12 protein-coding genes and 4 pseudogenes are annotated in these 11,272 nt (G+C 52.2%); 2 read left to right on the top strand and 14 right to left on the bottom strand.

Going from position 1 to position 11,272, the window contains the following annotated elements; all coding sequences use genetic code 11:
* Positions 1-303 precede the first annotated feature (303 nt).
* The 10 genes and pseudogenes from FD23_RS06870 to FD23_RS06830 form a co-directional block, all read right to left on the bottom strand.
* A pseudogene (locus FD23_RS06870) lies at positions 304-869 on the bottom strand (cob(I)yrinic acid a,c-diamide adenosyltransferase).
* Positions 862-1,410 (bottom strand): ECF transporter S component, encoded by a 549-nt coding sequence (locus FD23_RS06865; RefSeq protein WP_025895627.1) that lies wholly within the window; start codon positions 1,408-1,410, stop codon positions 862-864. The pseudogene FD23_RS06870 and the gene FD23_RS06865 overlap by 8 nt, the downstream one beginning before the upstream one ends.
* 1 nt (position 1,411) lies before the next feature.
* A pseudogene (locus tag FD23_RS11060) lies at positions 1,412-1,549 on the bottom strand (DUF4430 domain-containing protein); the annotation flags it as partial.
* Positions 1,535-1,808, bottom strand: a pseudogene (locus FD23_RS09415) (ribonucleoside-triphosphate reductase, adenosylcobalamin-dependent); the annotation flags it as partial. The pseudogenes FD23_RS11060 and FD23_RS09415, both read right to left, overlap by 15 nt.
* A 295-nt stretch (positions 1,809-2,103) precedes the next feature.
* Positions 2,104-2,961 (bottom strand): aldo/keto reductase, encoded by an 858-nt coding sequence (locus FD23_RS06855; protein ID WP_025895625.1) that lies wholly within the window; start codon positions 2,959-2,961, stop codon positions 2,104-2,106.
* Positions 2,962-3,079: 118 nt separating this feature from the next.
* Positions 3,080-3,694, bottom strand: a pseudogene (locus FD23_RS06850) (Rossmann-fold NAD(P)-binding domain-containing protein); the annotation flags it as partial.
* 98 nt (positions 3,695-3,792) lie between these two features.
* On the bottom strand, positions 3,793-4,332 hold the full coding sequence (locus tag FD23_RS06845) for a cyclophilin-like fold protein (protein WP_052933510.1): 540 nt from the start codon (positions 4,330-4,332) through the stop codon (positions 3,793-3,795).
* A gap of 79 nt (positions 4,333-4,411) precedes the next feature.
* Complete coding sequence (locus tag FD23_RS06840; protein WP_025895623.1) at positions 4,412-5,239, bottom strand: exodeoxyribonuclease III; 828 nt, start codon at positions 5,237-5,239, stop codon at positions 4,412-4,414.
* A gap of 57 nt (positions 5,240-5,296) precedes the next feature.
* The gene (locus FD23_RS06835; RefSeq protein WP_002879655.1) at positions 5,297-5,455 is read right to left on the bottom strand and encodes a hypothetical protein; all 159 of its coding nucleotides are present in this window, start codon (positions 5,453-5,455) and stop codon (positions 5,297-5,299) included.
* Between the two features lie 49 nt (positions 5,456-5,504).
* Positions 5,505-6,218, bottom strand: a complete 714-nt coding sequence (locus FD23_RS06830) for a YjjG family noncanonical pyrimidine nucleotidase (RefSeq protein WP_025895622.1) — start codon at positions 6,216-6,218, stop codon at positions 5,505-5,507.
* Positions 6,219-6,614: 396 nt separating this feature from the next.
* Between FD23_RS06830 and FD23_RS06825 the strand changes: the two genes are divergently transcribed.
* A complete protein-coding gene (locus FD23_RS06825) occupies positions 6,615-7,166 on the top strand; it encodes a biotin transporter BioY (RefSeq protein WP_052933509.1) in 552 nt (183 codons plus the stop codon).
* Between the two features lie 91 nt (positions 7,167-7,257).
* Here FD23_RS06825 and FD23_RS06820 read toward each other — a convergent pair whose 3' ends face one another.
* From FD23_RS06820 to FD23_RS06800, 4 genes are all read right to left on the bottom strand, one after another.
* Complete coding sequence (locus FD23_RS06820) at positions 7,258-8,079, bottom strand: hypothetical protein (RefSeq protein WP_025895621.1); 822 nt, start codon at positions 8,077-8,079, stop codon at positions 7,258-7,260.
* Positions 8,080-8,154: 75 nt separating this feature from the next.
* Entirely contained in the window at positions 8,155-8,808 is a 654-nt protein-coding gene (locus FD23_RS06815; protein WP_025895620.1) for a histidine phosphatase family protein, read from the bottom strand.
* Positions 8,805-9,389: an SGNH/GDSL hydrolase family protein gene (locus FD23_RS06810; RefSeq protein ID WP_025895619.1), complete on the bottom strand. Its 585-nt coding sequence runs from the start codon at positions 9,387-9,389 to the stop codon at positions 8,805-8,807. The genes FD23_RS06815 and FD23_RS06810 overlap by 4 nt, the downstream gene beginning before the upstream one ends.
* Before the next feature lie 261 nt (positions 9,390-9,650).
* Positions 9,651-10,484, bottom strand: coding sequence for a DegV family protein (locus FD23_RS06800; protein WP_052933508.1), 834 nt, complete (start codon positions 10,482-10,484; stop codon positions 9,651-9,653).
* A gap of 165 nt (positions 10,485-10,649) precedes the next feature.
* On the opposite strand from FD23_RS06800, the gene FD23_RS06795 reads away from it, so the two are divergent.
* Positions 10,650-11,156 (top strand): DUF1836 domain-containing protein, encoded by a 507-nt coding sequence (locus FD23_RS06795; RefSeq protein WP_025895616.1) that lies wholly within the window; start codon positions 10,650-10,652, stop codon positions 11,154-11,156.
* The last annotated feature ends 116 nt before the right edge of the window (positions 11,157-11,272 follow it).

Here is an 11,272-nt window from a genome sequence, read left to right as displayed (position 1 = left end):
TGACCGCATTTACCGGCGTAGATAGTCAAAATCTACCAGATGTTATGGTAAGTGTTCAATTTATTCTTGCAATTGGCGACAGATTTTCTTACAACAATCTACTTAAAAATTACTTACATTACTTTACAAACACATACTTTTAAACTTATCCATTAAAAGCTAAAACGAAAACCCGCGGGGCCTTCTCACCCGCGGGTTTTTGCTTGCTTATTTTTGGAGTAGAATATACTGAAAGTAACTGTAAAAGAAAAAGTGTTGGATGCTTGCTCTCAAAGTCATCCAACATTTTTTTAATTTGCTAGCTTATTTTTTCGGACGCCGCCGCGACCGGGCGGGCTTGCTCTTGACATCAGCCACGCCCTCCAAAAGGTTGGCGTAGCGGGCCATGACGAACAGATAGTCTGACAGGCGGTTCAGGTACTTGAGGCTGTCGCTCTTGACCTCCCCGCTTTCGTCCGCGTACAGCACGCAGACCCGCTCGCTGGTCCGGGCCAGTGCCCGAGCATACTGGAGGTTGGCGCTGGTCTTTGACCCGCCCGGCAGGATGAATTCCTTCATTTCCGGCAATTCTTCCGTCCAGGCATCGATTTGCTCTTCCATGTAAGTCACTTCAGCCAAGGTAATCGTATGGTGCCGCTTGACCACCAGGTCAGCCTGCAATTCATACATTTCCCGCGCTCCAGCTTGATCAGCTTTTCTTCCAGGCCCTGGCAGGCCGGAGAAAGGTTGGCCACCGTAACCCCCAGCCAGGACTGCAGCTCATCGAGAGCTCCCAGTGTCTGGATCTGCGGGTCGTATTTGGCGACCATCTTGCCGGTCACCTGCTTGGTTTTCCCCTGGTCACCGACTTTAGTGTAGACTTTAAGCATTTTGCTTCCACCCTGCTTTCTTTTTAAACCGGTCCAGGCCCAAAACCAATGGCAGATAAAGGATAGGATAAAAGGCTAGGTTGCCGGCAGCATGATACAAGTCAAAGGTCAGGCCACTGACCCAGTAGGCAATGAAGGCTGCCCAGCCGCCCCAGCCAGCCATGCCCAGGCTGACGAAGAAGCCGTATTCCAGGCCCAGAAAGCCGGCCAGGAGCTCCTGCAGCCAGAAGAATTTCCGGCTTTTCAGCGGCAAAAGCCTAGCAAATAACGCCACGGTCAAAGCGCAGGCCGCGTAGGCAAAGATCTGCGGCAAGGTCCAAATGCCAAACCCCAGGAAGATATTAGAGATCACCATGACCAAAATGGTCAGGAGAATCCCCGTCCTTGCCCCCAGTTCCAGCGTCGTCAGCATGATAATGTCGGTCACCGGCTGGACATTGGGGATATCGATGATTTTAAAGATCCGCAAAACCACGCACATCGCAGTCAGCAAGGCCAGCAGGGTCAGCCTTTGCAGCTGGTAGCGTTCCTTGGTCTGCATTTTAGTATTGCTTCAAAGTGAAGACAACCTTGGATTTGTTCTTAGTCAGCTTTTGCTTGTCAGCTGCCACCTTGGCCATCTTGCCGTCAACGGTGTAAGTCCAGTAGAGCTTCTTCTTTTCATTGCCCAGGCCGTAGATCAGCTTGTAGAGCCGCTCTGCTTCTTCAGTCAAGCTCTGCTTCAGTTCCAGACTTGGGGAGTCTTGAAGGCGGGGACCCAGGTTGATGTTGACTTCAACCACCCGCTTGACGGTTTCATCCCAGTTTTCACTCCGTCCCTTTTCCGGCAGCCAGCGGGCATAAGTACGCTTGTAGGTGACCCAGCTTGCCCCAGTGAGGTTTTACACTCGCTTTCACCCGGTCGATAAATTCCGCCGAGAGAGATATTTCTTCACTTATCTTCTCAGGCCCTTTCTGCTCGTCTCATTATTTTTTAAGCACTCCATATATTAGCACTCTTCCTGTTAAACACAAGATGTAGTGTTGTGTAACTAGGCGAACACGAGAAACTGTATGTTGTCTCAATCTAAGCCCCGTAAGCCTTCACCCTATGTTAAATTTTTTTGAAAAAATTTTAGCAATTTTTGTTCGGCTTTTCCGGATATATACAAAAAGACTATATAACAACCAATTCGTTTTTCGGCATATTATATAGTCTTTCTTATAATTTTTTTACTTCTTTTTGCTTTTGTCTTTAAAATTCGGCTTGGTCCGGATCCAGGACTGGCTGGCCGATCCCTTGCAGGCCATCCAGCTTGGCCATGTCATCTGCAGTAAGCGCAAAGTCAAAGACCTCAGCGTTGGCCTTGATGTAGTCCGGGTGAACTGACTTCGGTAGTGGTAAAAAGTTATGCTGCAGGGACCAGCGGATCAAAACCTGGGCGCTGGACTTGCCGTACTTGGCCCCAACTGCCTTGATGGTCTCATTGCCCAAAAGACCGCCCGTGCCCAAAGGACTGTAAGCCTCGCTCAAAAGGCCGTATTCCTTGTTAGCGGCCGTTACTTCCGCTTGCAAGTCATTTGGGTTGAGGCAAATCTGGTTGACCACAGGCTTGATTTCTGCCGTTTTTAAGAGGGCTTCCAGGTGGTGGCGGCGGAAGTTGGAGACCCCGATTGCCCGGATCTTGCCAGCTTGAACGGCTTCTTCCATGGCCCGCCAGGCTTCCGCGTTGCCTTCTGCCCAGTGGTCCCGGATGGCGACTGGATTTGGCCAGTGAATCAAGTACAGGTCCAGGTAGTCCGTGTCCAGCTTGAGCAGGCTGTCGTCAATAGCCGCCTTGGCCCCTTCATAGCTGTGGGACCCGTTCCAAAGCTTGCTGGTCACGAACAAGTCGCTCCGCTTGACACCGCTGCGCTTGATGGCCCGGCCCACGCTGGCTTCATTGCCATAAGCTGCGGCCGTGTCGATGTGCCGGTAGCCGGCATTCAAGGCTGTCTCAACTGCTTCTTGGGCCACATCGCCGTCTGGCGTCTGCCAGGTCCCGAAACCAATTACCGGGATCTTGACCCCATTGGCTAATTCGTAAGTATCTTCCAAACCGTGCAAAGTCATTTTTTGCCTCCTGTCATTTTCCTTACTTTTTGTAATTAGTTTCATTATAACAAAAATCCTCCCGCCCGGGTGGATTTTCTTACGCTAAAATTCTTTTGACTTGTCAGAATCGTTTTAATTATTCCAAGCTGGCCAGGCTGTCCTTCAGCTTCTTAGCGGAAGCTTCCAGCTTGGCTTGTTCGTCAGCTAGCAAGTCCAGAACTGGCACTTCTTCTACCCCATGCTTGCCAACGATTGACGGGTAGCCGATGTAGGTCCCCAGAGATTCAACGTAGCAGCTGGTCGGGCCGTAAAACTTGGCGTCAGAGAAGACGGCTCTGGCCAAACGGACCGCGCAGGTAGCGACAGCGTAGCAGGTGTAGCCCTTGCCGACCATGAAGGCATTGTCCTTGCTCAAGCGGTCCATTTCTTCTTTCTCTGCTTCATTGAAGAGGTCCTTGGCTGGCCGGTTGTTGACCCAAACAGTTGACCAGGCCGTGAACTGGCTGGACCCGTGCTCGCCCAGGTTGAAGCCGGACACGTTTCTCGGGTCCTGGCCCAGCTTTTCCCCGACAACCCGCTGCATTCTGGAAGTGTCCAGGAAGGTCCCGGTCCCGAAGACCTGGCTCTTTGGCAGGCCTGTCACCTTTTGCAAGATGGAGGTTACCACGTCACAAGGGTTGGAGATGTTGATGATGACGCCCTTGAAGCCGCTGTCCTTGATCTTCTGGCCAACTTCAACCGGAGCCTTACTTAATTAAAAAAGTTTCAAGCCGGTTAAAAATTCAGAAAACAAGGCAAAAGTAACAAGAAAGAAAAAAGGACTGCCGCTTAAAGCGAAAGTCCTTCTGCTTAATCTTTAAAACTGAATTCCAGCGGATCCTGGTCGGCACTCAAACTAGCCGGGCTCGGTTCGTTCCGCTTCAAATTACCTAAAGGATAGAACCCCCGGCTGTAGTTCTTGTCACTGGCAAAAATCAAGACCTTGTCGCTGTCCGGGTCATAGCCGATTTCACCAACCGTGGCATGAGTCAATTCCTGCCCCTTAGGGGTCGGCAGCTTAACTGTCTGCTTGCTGATCAGCACGCTGTCCTTCTTGCTGGCCGTAAAATCCAGGTCAACCTTCTTGCTCTCCCACTGCTTGAGCAGGCTGACAGAAGTCGGCGTCTTGGGCAGGATGCCAGTAATCTTGCTCTTCTTGCCGGACAATTCCACCTTCATGTTCTTGAAGTGGTCGTTGTCGGTTGACTTGACTGCCTTCCGGTACTCTGAAGTATCGAAGGCGTCTGAACTGCTTTCTGCTTTCTGGCCACCGCTCGAGACGGCCATAATCACCGTGACGGTAAAAATGACCAGGATCAAGCCGATGACCCCTTTTTTTAATCTCTTCATATACACATACGCCTCATACACTAAAAATTAACTAAAACTTCTTTGTTTCTTCAACCTCTAACTTTTAATTGTAACCGAATCACAGCTTAATTTCCAATAAAATTGGACAATGATCCGCTCTTTCTCCAGTCTCGATCATTTCCGACTTCTCCACCTGGTCAGCCAGGCGGTTGGAAACCAGCCAGTAGTCGATTCTCCAGCCGGAATTATTGGCCTTGGCCGTCCGCACCCGCTGGGCCCACCAGGAGTAGACGCCCTCCACCTGGCCGTGGATCTGGCGGAAGGTATCCGTGAAGCCCGCCGCCAAAAGCTGGCCAAATCCCGCTCTTTCTTCATCCGTAAAGCCGGCGGAATGGTGGTTGTTTTCCGGGTGCTTCAAGTCGATTTCCTGGTAGGCGGCGTTGAAGTCCCCGCTGGCCAGGACTGGCTTCTTCTTGTCCAATTCTTCCAGGTAGGCCCGGTAGCACTTGTCCCATTCCTGCCGGTCACCCAAGCGGACCAGACCGTTGCCGGCATTTGGCGTGTAGACCTGGGTCACGTAAAAGTCCGGGAATTCCAGAGTCAAAATCCGCCCTTCAAAGTCCATCGGCTCCGGGGCCCCGATTTCCGGCCGGGTCACTACCGGATCCAGGCCCTTCTTATACAAAAACATCGTGCCCGCGTAACCCTTCCGGGCTGGCTCCATGCTGGACCGCCAAACGAAATCGTATTCCGGAAAAAGGTCAGCCAGAGCCGCCTGATGCTTTTTGCTTGGCCCGCTGGCCGGCAGCTTGGTTTCCTGCAGGGCCAGGACATCTGGGTCCAGGTCATGCAAGTTTTTCAAGACCCCCCGGGTCATTTCCGCCCGCGGGGAAGTCCCCGTCAAGGCCGCGTTCAATGAGTCAATGTTCCAAGAAATCAGTCGCATTTTATCTTCACTTTCTGTTTTTCTTTACTCTCTGTCGTTTTTACTCTTTGCTTTTTTCTAGATCGCCAAAATTTCCAGGGGATAGTCGACCGTGTAGTCAGCCTTTTCCTTCTTCAGGCTAGCCGGGTCAAAGGCGCCCCAAGTGCAGGCGCAGGCCGCGTAGATGTGGCGCGATTCGCAGATCGTGCCGTCGAAATCAAAAAAGTAATTTTCCATTTTTCCCCAAATCCTTCTTAAAGTCTGTTTGCTTTAAGTATAACGGAAACTAACGCAGAGCGGTCGGGGCGAAGTCTTTTTTCAAGATCCGCTGGAACTGGGCATAGTTGTCCACCTCAAAGAGGGGGTGGACTGGTAGGGTCTTCTGCCTGTGGCGGTGGTTGAACCAGATGCTGGCAAAGCCGTAGTTTTCCGCTCCCATGATGTCAGAGGACAGGCCGTCGCCGAAGAAGACAGTTTGGTTGGGGCTGTAGCCGCTTCTGGCGAAAAAGTAGTCAAAAATTTCCGCGTTTGGCTTCTGCACCCCGGCTTCCTGGCTGGTCACGACCAGGTCAAAGTAGTGTCTTATCCCGGCTAATTCCAGCCGGTGCTCCTGGCCAAATTGATCCCCGTTGCTCAAAACCGCCAGGCTGTAGCCCAGTCTTTTGGCATAGCGGAGGGTGTCCTTGACCCCGGGCAGGAGCTTGTGGCCGGTGTGGAAGTAGCTGTGGAATTCGTCAGCCGTCTCCATCCCGTCGACTTCGACCCCGCAGTATTTTTTGATAATATCCGGGAACATGATCTCGTAGAGCTGGTTCAAGGTCAGCTCACCCTTTTCCAGCCGCCGCCAGAGCCCCTGGTTGTAGGCGTGGAATTCTTTTTCAAATTCGTCACTGATCTCCCAGCCATGGGATTTGAAGAGCTGAACCAGGGAGTCGTGGACCGTTGCTTCAGTGTCGAGCAAGGTGTCGTCAACGTCCAGGATAATTTGCTGATAGCGCATGTGGCCTCCTTATTTTCCGTTACATGCTTGTCTCTATTAGGCGTATTAAGTTTCCATTATAGACAAAAAACTAAAGCAGTGCAAAAAATTACTTTCAGTTTATCTTACCCCCATTTTCTCCTTTTCCACATCTTGGGCCCTACTCCGACAAGCAACTACGATATATTGTGGATAACTCCTGTGGAAGTTGTGCATATCTAGTAGCATCCCCGGCGCTTAGCCACTAGACCTGCTTTTCCCCATATTTTTGCATCTTTTTACCTAACCTTTATCTTTGCTACTTTTCCCTCCAGCAATCGCTATACATGTACTTGATAAAATATCTTATTGACAAAAAGCCCCAGTAAAACTATATTAATCAAGTAATCAATAGTTTTACTGGATTGGAGGAGAAAAATGTCCAGAAAAAACACTTTTCAGCTCTGTCTTTTGGCCTTATCCACGGCCTTGATCATTGTCGGCAGCCAGTTGGCGGTCCCCTTGCCGGGCGGGGTCCCTTTTACCCTGCAGACCCTGGTAATCCCCCTAATCGCGGATGCCTTTGGCTGGCAGCTGGGAACCGGCGCCGTCGCCCTCTACCTACTCTTAGGGGCCGCCAGTCTCCCCGTCTTCAGCAGCGCCAGTGGCGGCATCGCCGTCCTTTTCGGGCCTAACGGAGGCTTTCTCTGGGCTTTCTTGCCCCTGGCCCTGATCACGGGCCTGGCTAAAGGAAACAGATTTTATTTGACACTGGCGGCCGGGATTGCCCTCTTCTTGCAACTGCTGCTGGGCGCTGCTTGGCTAGCCTGGATCAGCCACTTGCCATTCGCGGCCGCGGCTAACGCTGCCATCTGGCCTTTTTTGCCCACAACCTTAGCCAAGCTGGCCCTGGTCGTTGCCTTGGCCCCACGCTTGCGGGGGATTTTTGCCGTTTACGCCGGCAAGGTCAGCCGCGGCTACCAAAAATAAGCTGGAAGAAAGCAGGTACAGATAAAAGAAAAGGCGAAGCTCTTCTTAGAGTTTCGCCTCTTACTTTGTTCAATTTTGCCTTGTTTTGGCCTTACTGCTGGTAAATCGTAAGCAATTGCTGGGCCAGGTCTGGCTGCTTGAGCTCGATCTGGGGCACCAGTTCCATGGCGTCGATCTTCCCGCTGTGGATCCGGGAGATGTTTTCCGGAGTCAAGCCTTCCGTCTCGATGATTTCCAAAGTGGTCGGCAGCTTGTGGTACTTGTACATTTTTCCCCGCAAAGCCTCCTGCCGGGTTCCGTCCAGCATCCGTCTGAGCAAGTCCCGCAGTTCATCTTCCTGCTCGTCCGTTACAGTGAAGCCGATCAGGCGCAGGGACCGGGGCACGGCGTTTATGGTCTCTTCCACTGTCTTGCCGTAGCTGACCGAGTGCAGCTGGGTCAGCGCCTCAAAGAAGGCTTCTTCCAGCCGGTCGTCGCTGAGGCCTGGATTGCTGTCTTTCAGATACTGGCGGTACTCTTCCGTCGCCGTGGTCCGTTCATAATACCATTCGTTTTCCCGGCGCAAAAATTCATCCTTCTCCGGCACGTAATAGAGGCGGTTGTGCTGGAGCTTTTTGATCCGCTTGAAATCTTGCGGCAGGTCCATCAAGACCCAGTCGCCGTAAAGGTAGAATTCCTCATCCTCATCTTCGCCCCGCTCTTCCACCAGCAGTTCCCTTTCACCGGCCACATTGTAGTCCTGGTCGCTCTGGTCCAACATGGTGAATTCCCAGAAGTCGTCCTCGTCAATGTTGAGCAATGGGTTCTGGTGGCTGAAAATATGGTACGCGTGTCTCAGCGGAATAATACCGTACATGTTGATCATGGCGTAAAGATAGCGCCGGATCAACAACTTGTTTTCTTTACTAATCATCTGTCTCACCTACCATTTTCGATAGATCTTTCCCTACTTCTCCCTACAAGCTATTATAGACCAGCAGGGCAAAAATCAGTACATCGGCCGGCAAAATTCTTCCAGGCTGACCTGGCCGTTATCATCGACATTCAAGACCGTCATCTCGTTGTGCTTAGGCAAGTCGGTTCTGAGGTGCTTGCCACCGTAGATGCAGGCCAGGCAATGGATGACGCAGGCATGGCCAACCAAAAGGATCCGCTCTGACTCATCATGGTTGACCAGGTAGTCGATCCCCCGCTTCAGGCGACTTTCAAACTCGCTCCCGCTTTCAGCATCCCCCTCCGGGTCAGCCGCGTGGAATAAGTCCCCGATTTCCTGCCAAGTGTAGCCGTCCTTGACCGCGTCGACCAGGCGGGGGTACTTGGTGGACTTGAAGGCCGCCGCTACTCCTTCCGTATCATGAAAGGCCTCGTAGTAGCCAAAAAATAGCTCCCGCAAGTCAGCGGTCTGGGTCATCTCGGTTGACTCCCAGTTGTCATTTTCCGAAACGATGATCTTCCGGGTGTCAGCGGCCCGCTTCAAGTCGCTGGAGGCCACCAAGTCAAAATGCTGGTCCTTCAAGGCCTTCCCCATCCGGTGGGCACCCTCGATCCCTTCTTCAGTCAAAGGGGCGTCAGACCAGCCCTGCAGGCGCTGGTACTTGTTCAAATAGGTCCGGCCATGGCGAACCACGTAGATCTTCTTCATTGTTCAACCTCTTCCTTGGGCAGCTGCTTCATCATTTCCGCTGCCAGCAATTGATAACCGCGCGGGCCAAAATGCAGGCCGTCGTCAAGTTCTCCCCGGCACAGGGCTTTCAGGTCTCCCTCCTTCAGCATGGCCGTGAAAAAGTCGGCATAGGCAAGCTGGTATTCAGCCGCGACTTCCTCCATTACTTTAGCATACTTTGCCAGTTTCGCGTTGGTCCGCCCCCTCTGCTTAGCTTCATCCACCGCCGGACCGGAGACCAGGACGGTTTTGGTCCCCGGATAAAAGCAGACCAGGGCGGAGACAATAGCCTGGAGGTTCTTCCGGTACTGGTCTAGTGGCACTTGCTTATGGCTGGCCGCGTCATTGACTCCGACCATTAAGAAAAGCTGGTCAGCCCGGGGCCGCTTTAAGGCCAGGTCTCCTAACAGGGCTAAAAGGGCGCCGGAATTGATGCCAGACACCGCCGTATTGTCGATTTCCAGGTCAGGCTTTTTCTCTTTCAGGGTCCAGTTGATTCTAGGCTGATCCAGCCCTTCCTTGCGGGCAAAGATGCTGTCACCAAGTAATAAAATTCGCATTTGTACCTTTCTATGCCAGGAAAGCATCAAGTCTGCCATCGACAAGGCGAGGGAGGACCTCCAGTACACCGGTGATGACTTAACTCAACTGTATCACGTTTTTGACGAAAGCGTCCGGGAAAAGTACGTCAATCGCGACTATGTCCTGACTCACTTCCAGGAGGCCCTGGATAAGCGCTGGATCAAGCCTTACTACCAGATGGAGACGAGAAGACGAGAAGTAAAAAATCAGCACCCGGACCGGTGCTGATTTTTTACATGCTAAATTTCTACTCCAATCATCAGCCCGCCCGCTTCAGCGTAGAAGCTGCATAGGGCGCGGCAGGTGCCCAGGTCAACCCTGGCCTCTGGACGCTTTTTCCTGATCAAGTCGTGGAGCTCAGCCGCGCTGTCGAAGTTGTCAGCGTGGTCGATCTTGACCCGGCCGCCCCTGTAGCCCTTCTCTTCCAAAGTTCTCAGCAGGGCTGCCAGGATCTTCTTCTCCCCTCTGGCCTTGCCCAGGGGCTTGATTTCGCCTTCCTCTGCCCAGCCATAGACCCAGATTTTCAAAAGTCCGGCGATCTTGGCCACCGCCGGGCTGACCCGGCCATTGTTGGCCAGATTGGTCATCGACTTTAAGGCAAAAAAGAGGCGGACATGATTTTCCAGGTAGTCGCTCACTGCTTCCACCAGGTCCGGGAACTGCATCCCCTTTTCCTTCAGTTCCGCGATCTTCTCCGCCGCCAAAAACTGGGCCGGACCCGCGCTTTTACTGTCAAAAACGTGAATCAAGGCATCCGGGTATTCTTCCTGGTAAATCTTTGCCGCCTGCATTGCTGAATTGTAGCTGCTGGACAAGACCGATGAGATGGTCACGACATAGATCTCGCTGCCCCCGGCGTAAGCGTCCAGCCAGGCTGAAATACGGGGGCAGGCTGAAGACGCCGCGATCCCGTCCTTGGCTCTTTGATTGAATTCCGCCTGGTCAAAGCTGGCGTCGTCCAGCCAGGTCTTGTCCCCTTGAATCAGGCTCAAGGCCGCTACTTCCAACTGGCAGCTCCCCAAGTTGCCCGCTGTCATGTTAGCTCCGGAATCAGTTACTATCTTAATTGGCATATTTCATAATCCTCGTCATCAGTTTCTTAAAAACTTTTGCTTAAGTCTATAGCAGGAAAGTCCTCGTGTCAAGTTTTTTGAAAACCGCTAAGCTGCTTTGCTATAATGTGGATGATCGAATTTTGTTTTGTCTTTATTTTTTGTATCAGCTGACAGGAGGTTTTTATGGAAAAAATTGCCCGTTCCCTGGCCGGCCTGCACCTGCCCCGCTACCAGGAACTGCCCCAGATGGGCCTATACCTGGAGCAGACCGCGACTTATATCAATGAGGCCCTAGCCCCCTTGGAAAACGTCCACCTGACCAGTTCCATGGTCAGCAACTACGTCAAGCATGACCTGATCGCCTCACCTAAAAAGAAGCTCTACAGCCGCCAGCAGATCGCTGAGCTGGTCTTTATCGCCGTGTCCAAAAACGTCCTCTCCCTGGCTGATCTGCGCGAGGCCTTGAAGCTGCAACGGTCCAGCTACGACACCGAGACGGCCTACAACTACATGGTTGATGAGCTGGAAAACGTCCTGGCCTATGTCTTCGGCTTTAAAGGCGAACCGGCCGACGTCGGCCACGAGCACGGCGAATACAAAACCATGCTCCGCAACGTCATCATGACCGTCAGCTACAAGGTCTACCTGGACAAATACTTTGCCCAGTTTACCGGCCAAGAAGAAGAGTAAAAAAGTAGAAAAAAGCACTAAAAAAGGACATCCGCCGTGATGTGACCCCCAAAATTGGGACAATTTAGTATTACGCCGTTAAGGTTGTTAAAACATGATTCCGATATTCAATCGGG

The organism is Lactobacillus delbrueckii subsp. delbrueckii DSM 20074 = JCM 1012 (assembly GCF_001433875.1).
Lineage (GTDB): Bacteria > Bacillota > Bacilli > Lactobacillales > Lactobacillaceae > Lactobacillus > Lactobacillus delbrueckii.
The sequence above is the reverse complement of the archived record's forward strand: the minus strand, read 5'-3'. Positions and strand labels throughout refer to the sequence as shown.

Coding starts and splice junctions, on each gene's coding strand:
- FD23_RS06865 (WP_025895627.1), bottom strand. CDS start 1,410: ATGCAGACCAAGGAACGCTACCAGCTGCAAAGGCTGACCCTGCTGGCC.
- FD23_RS06855 (WP_025895625.1), bottom strand. CDS start 2,961: ATGACTTTGCACGGTTTGGAAGATACTTACGAATTAGCCAATGGGGTC.
- FD23_RS06845 (WP_052933510.1), bottom strand. CDS start 4,332: ATGAAGAGATTAAAAAAAGGGGTCATCGGCTTGATCCTGGTCATTTTT.
- FD23_RS06840 (WP_025895623.1), bottom strand. CDS start 5,239: ATGCGACTGATTTCTTGGAACATTGACTCATTGAACGCGGCCTTGACG.
- FD23_RS06835 (WP_002879655.1), bottom strand. CDS start 5,455: ATGGAAAATTACTTTTTTGATTTCGACGGCACGATCTGCGAATCGCGC.
- FD23_RS06830 (WP_025895622.1), bottom strand. CDS start 6,218: ATGCGCTATCAGCAAATTATCCTGGACGTTGACGACACCTTGCTCGAC.
- FD23_RS06825 (WP_052933509.1), top strand. CDS start 6,615: ATGTCCAGAAAAAACACTTTTCAGCTCTGTCTTTTGGCCTTATCCACG.
- FD23_RS06820 (WP_025895621.1), bottom strand. CDS start 8,079: ATGATTAGTAAAGAAAACAAGTTGTTGATCCGGCGCTATCTTTACGCC.
- FD23_RS06815 (WP_025895620.1), bottom strand. CDS start 8,808: ATGAAGAAGATCTACGTGGTTCGCCATGGCCGGACCTATTTGAACAAG.
- FD23_RS06810 (WP_025895619.1), bottom strand. CDS start 9,389: ATGCGAATTTTATTACTTGGTGACAGCATCTTTGCCCGCAAGGAAGGG.
- FD23_RS06800 (WP_052933508.1), bottom strand. CDS start 10,484: ATGCCAATTAAGATAGTAACTGATTCCGGAGCTAACATGACAGCGGGC.
- FD23_RS06795 (WP_025895616.1), top strand. CDS start 10,650: ATGGAAAAAATTGCCCGTTCCCTGGCCGGCCTGCACCTGCCCCGCTAC.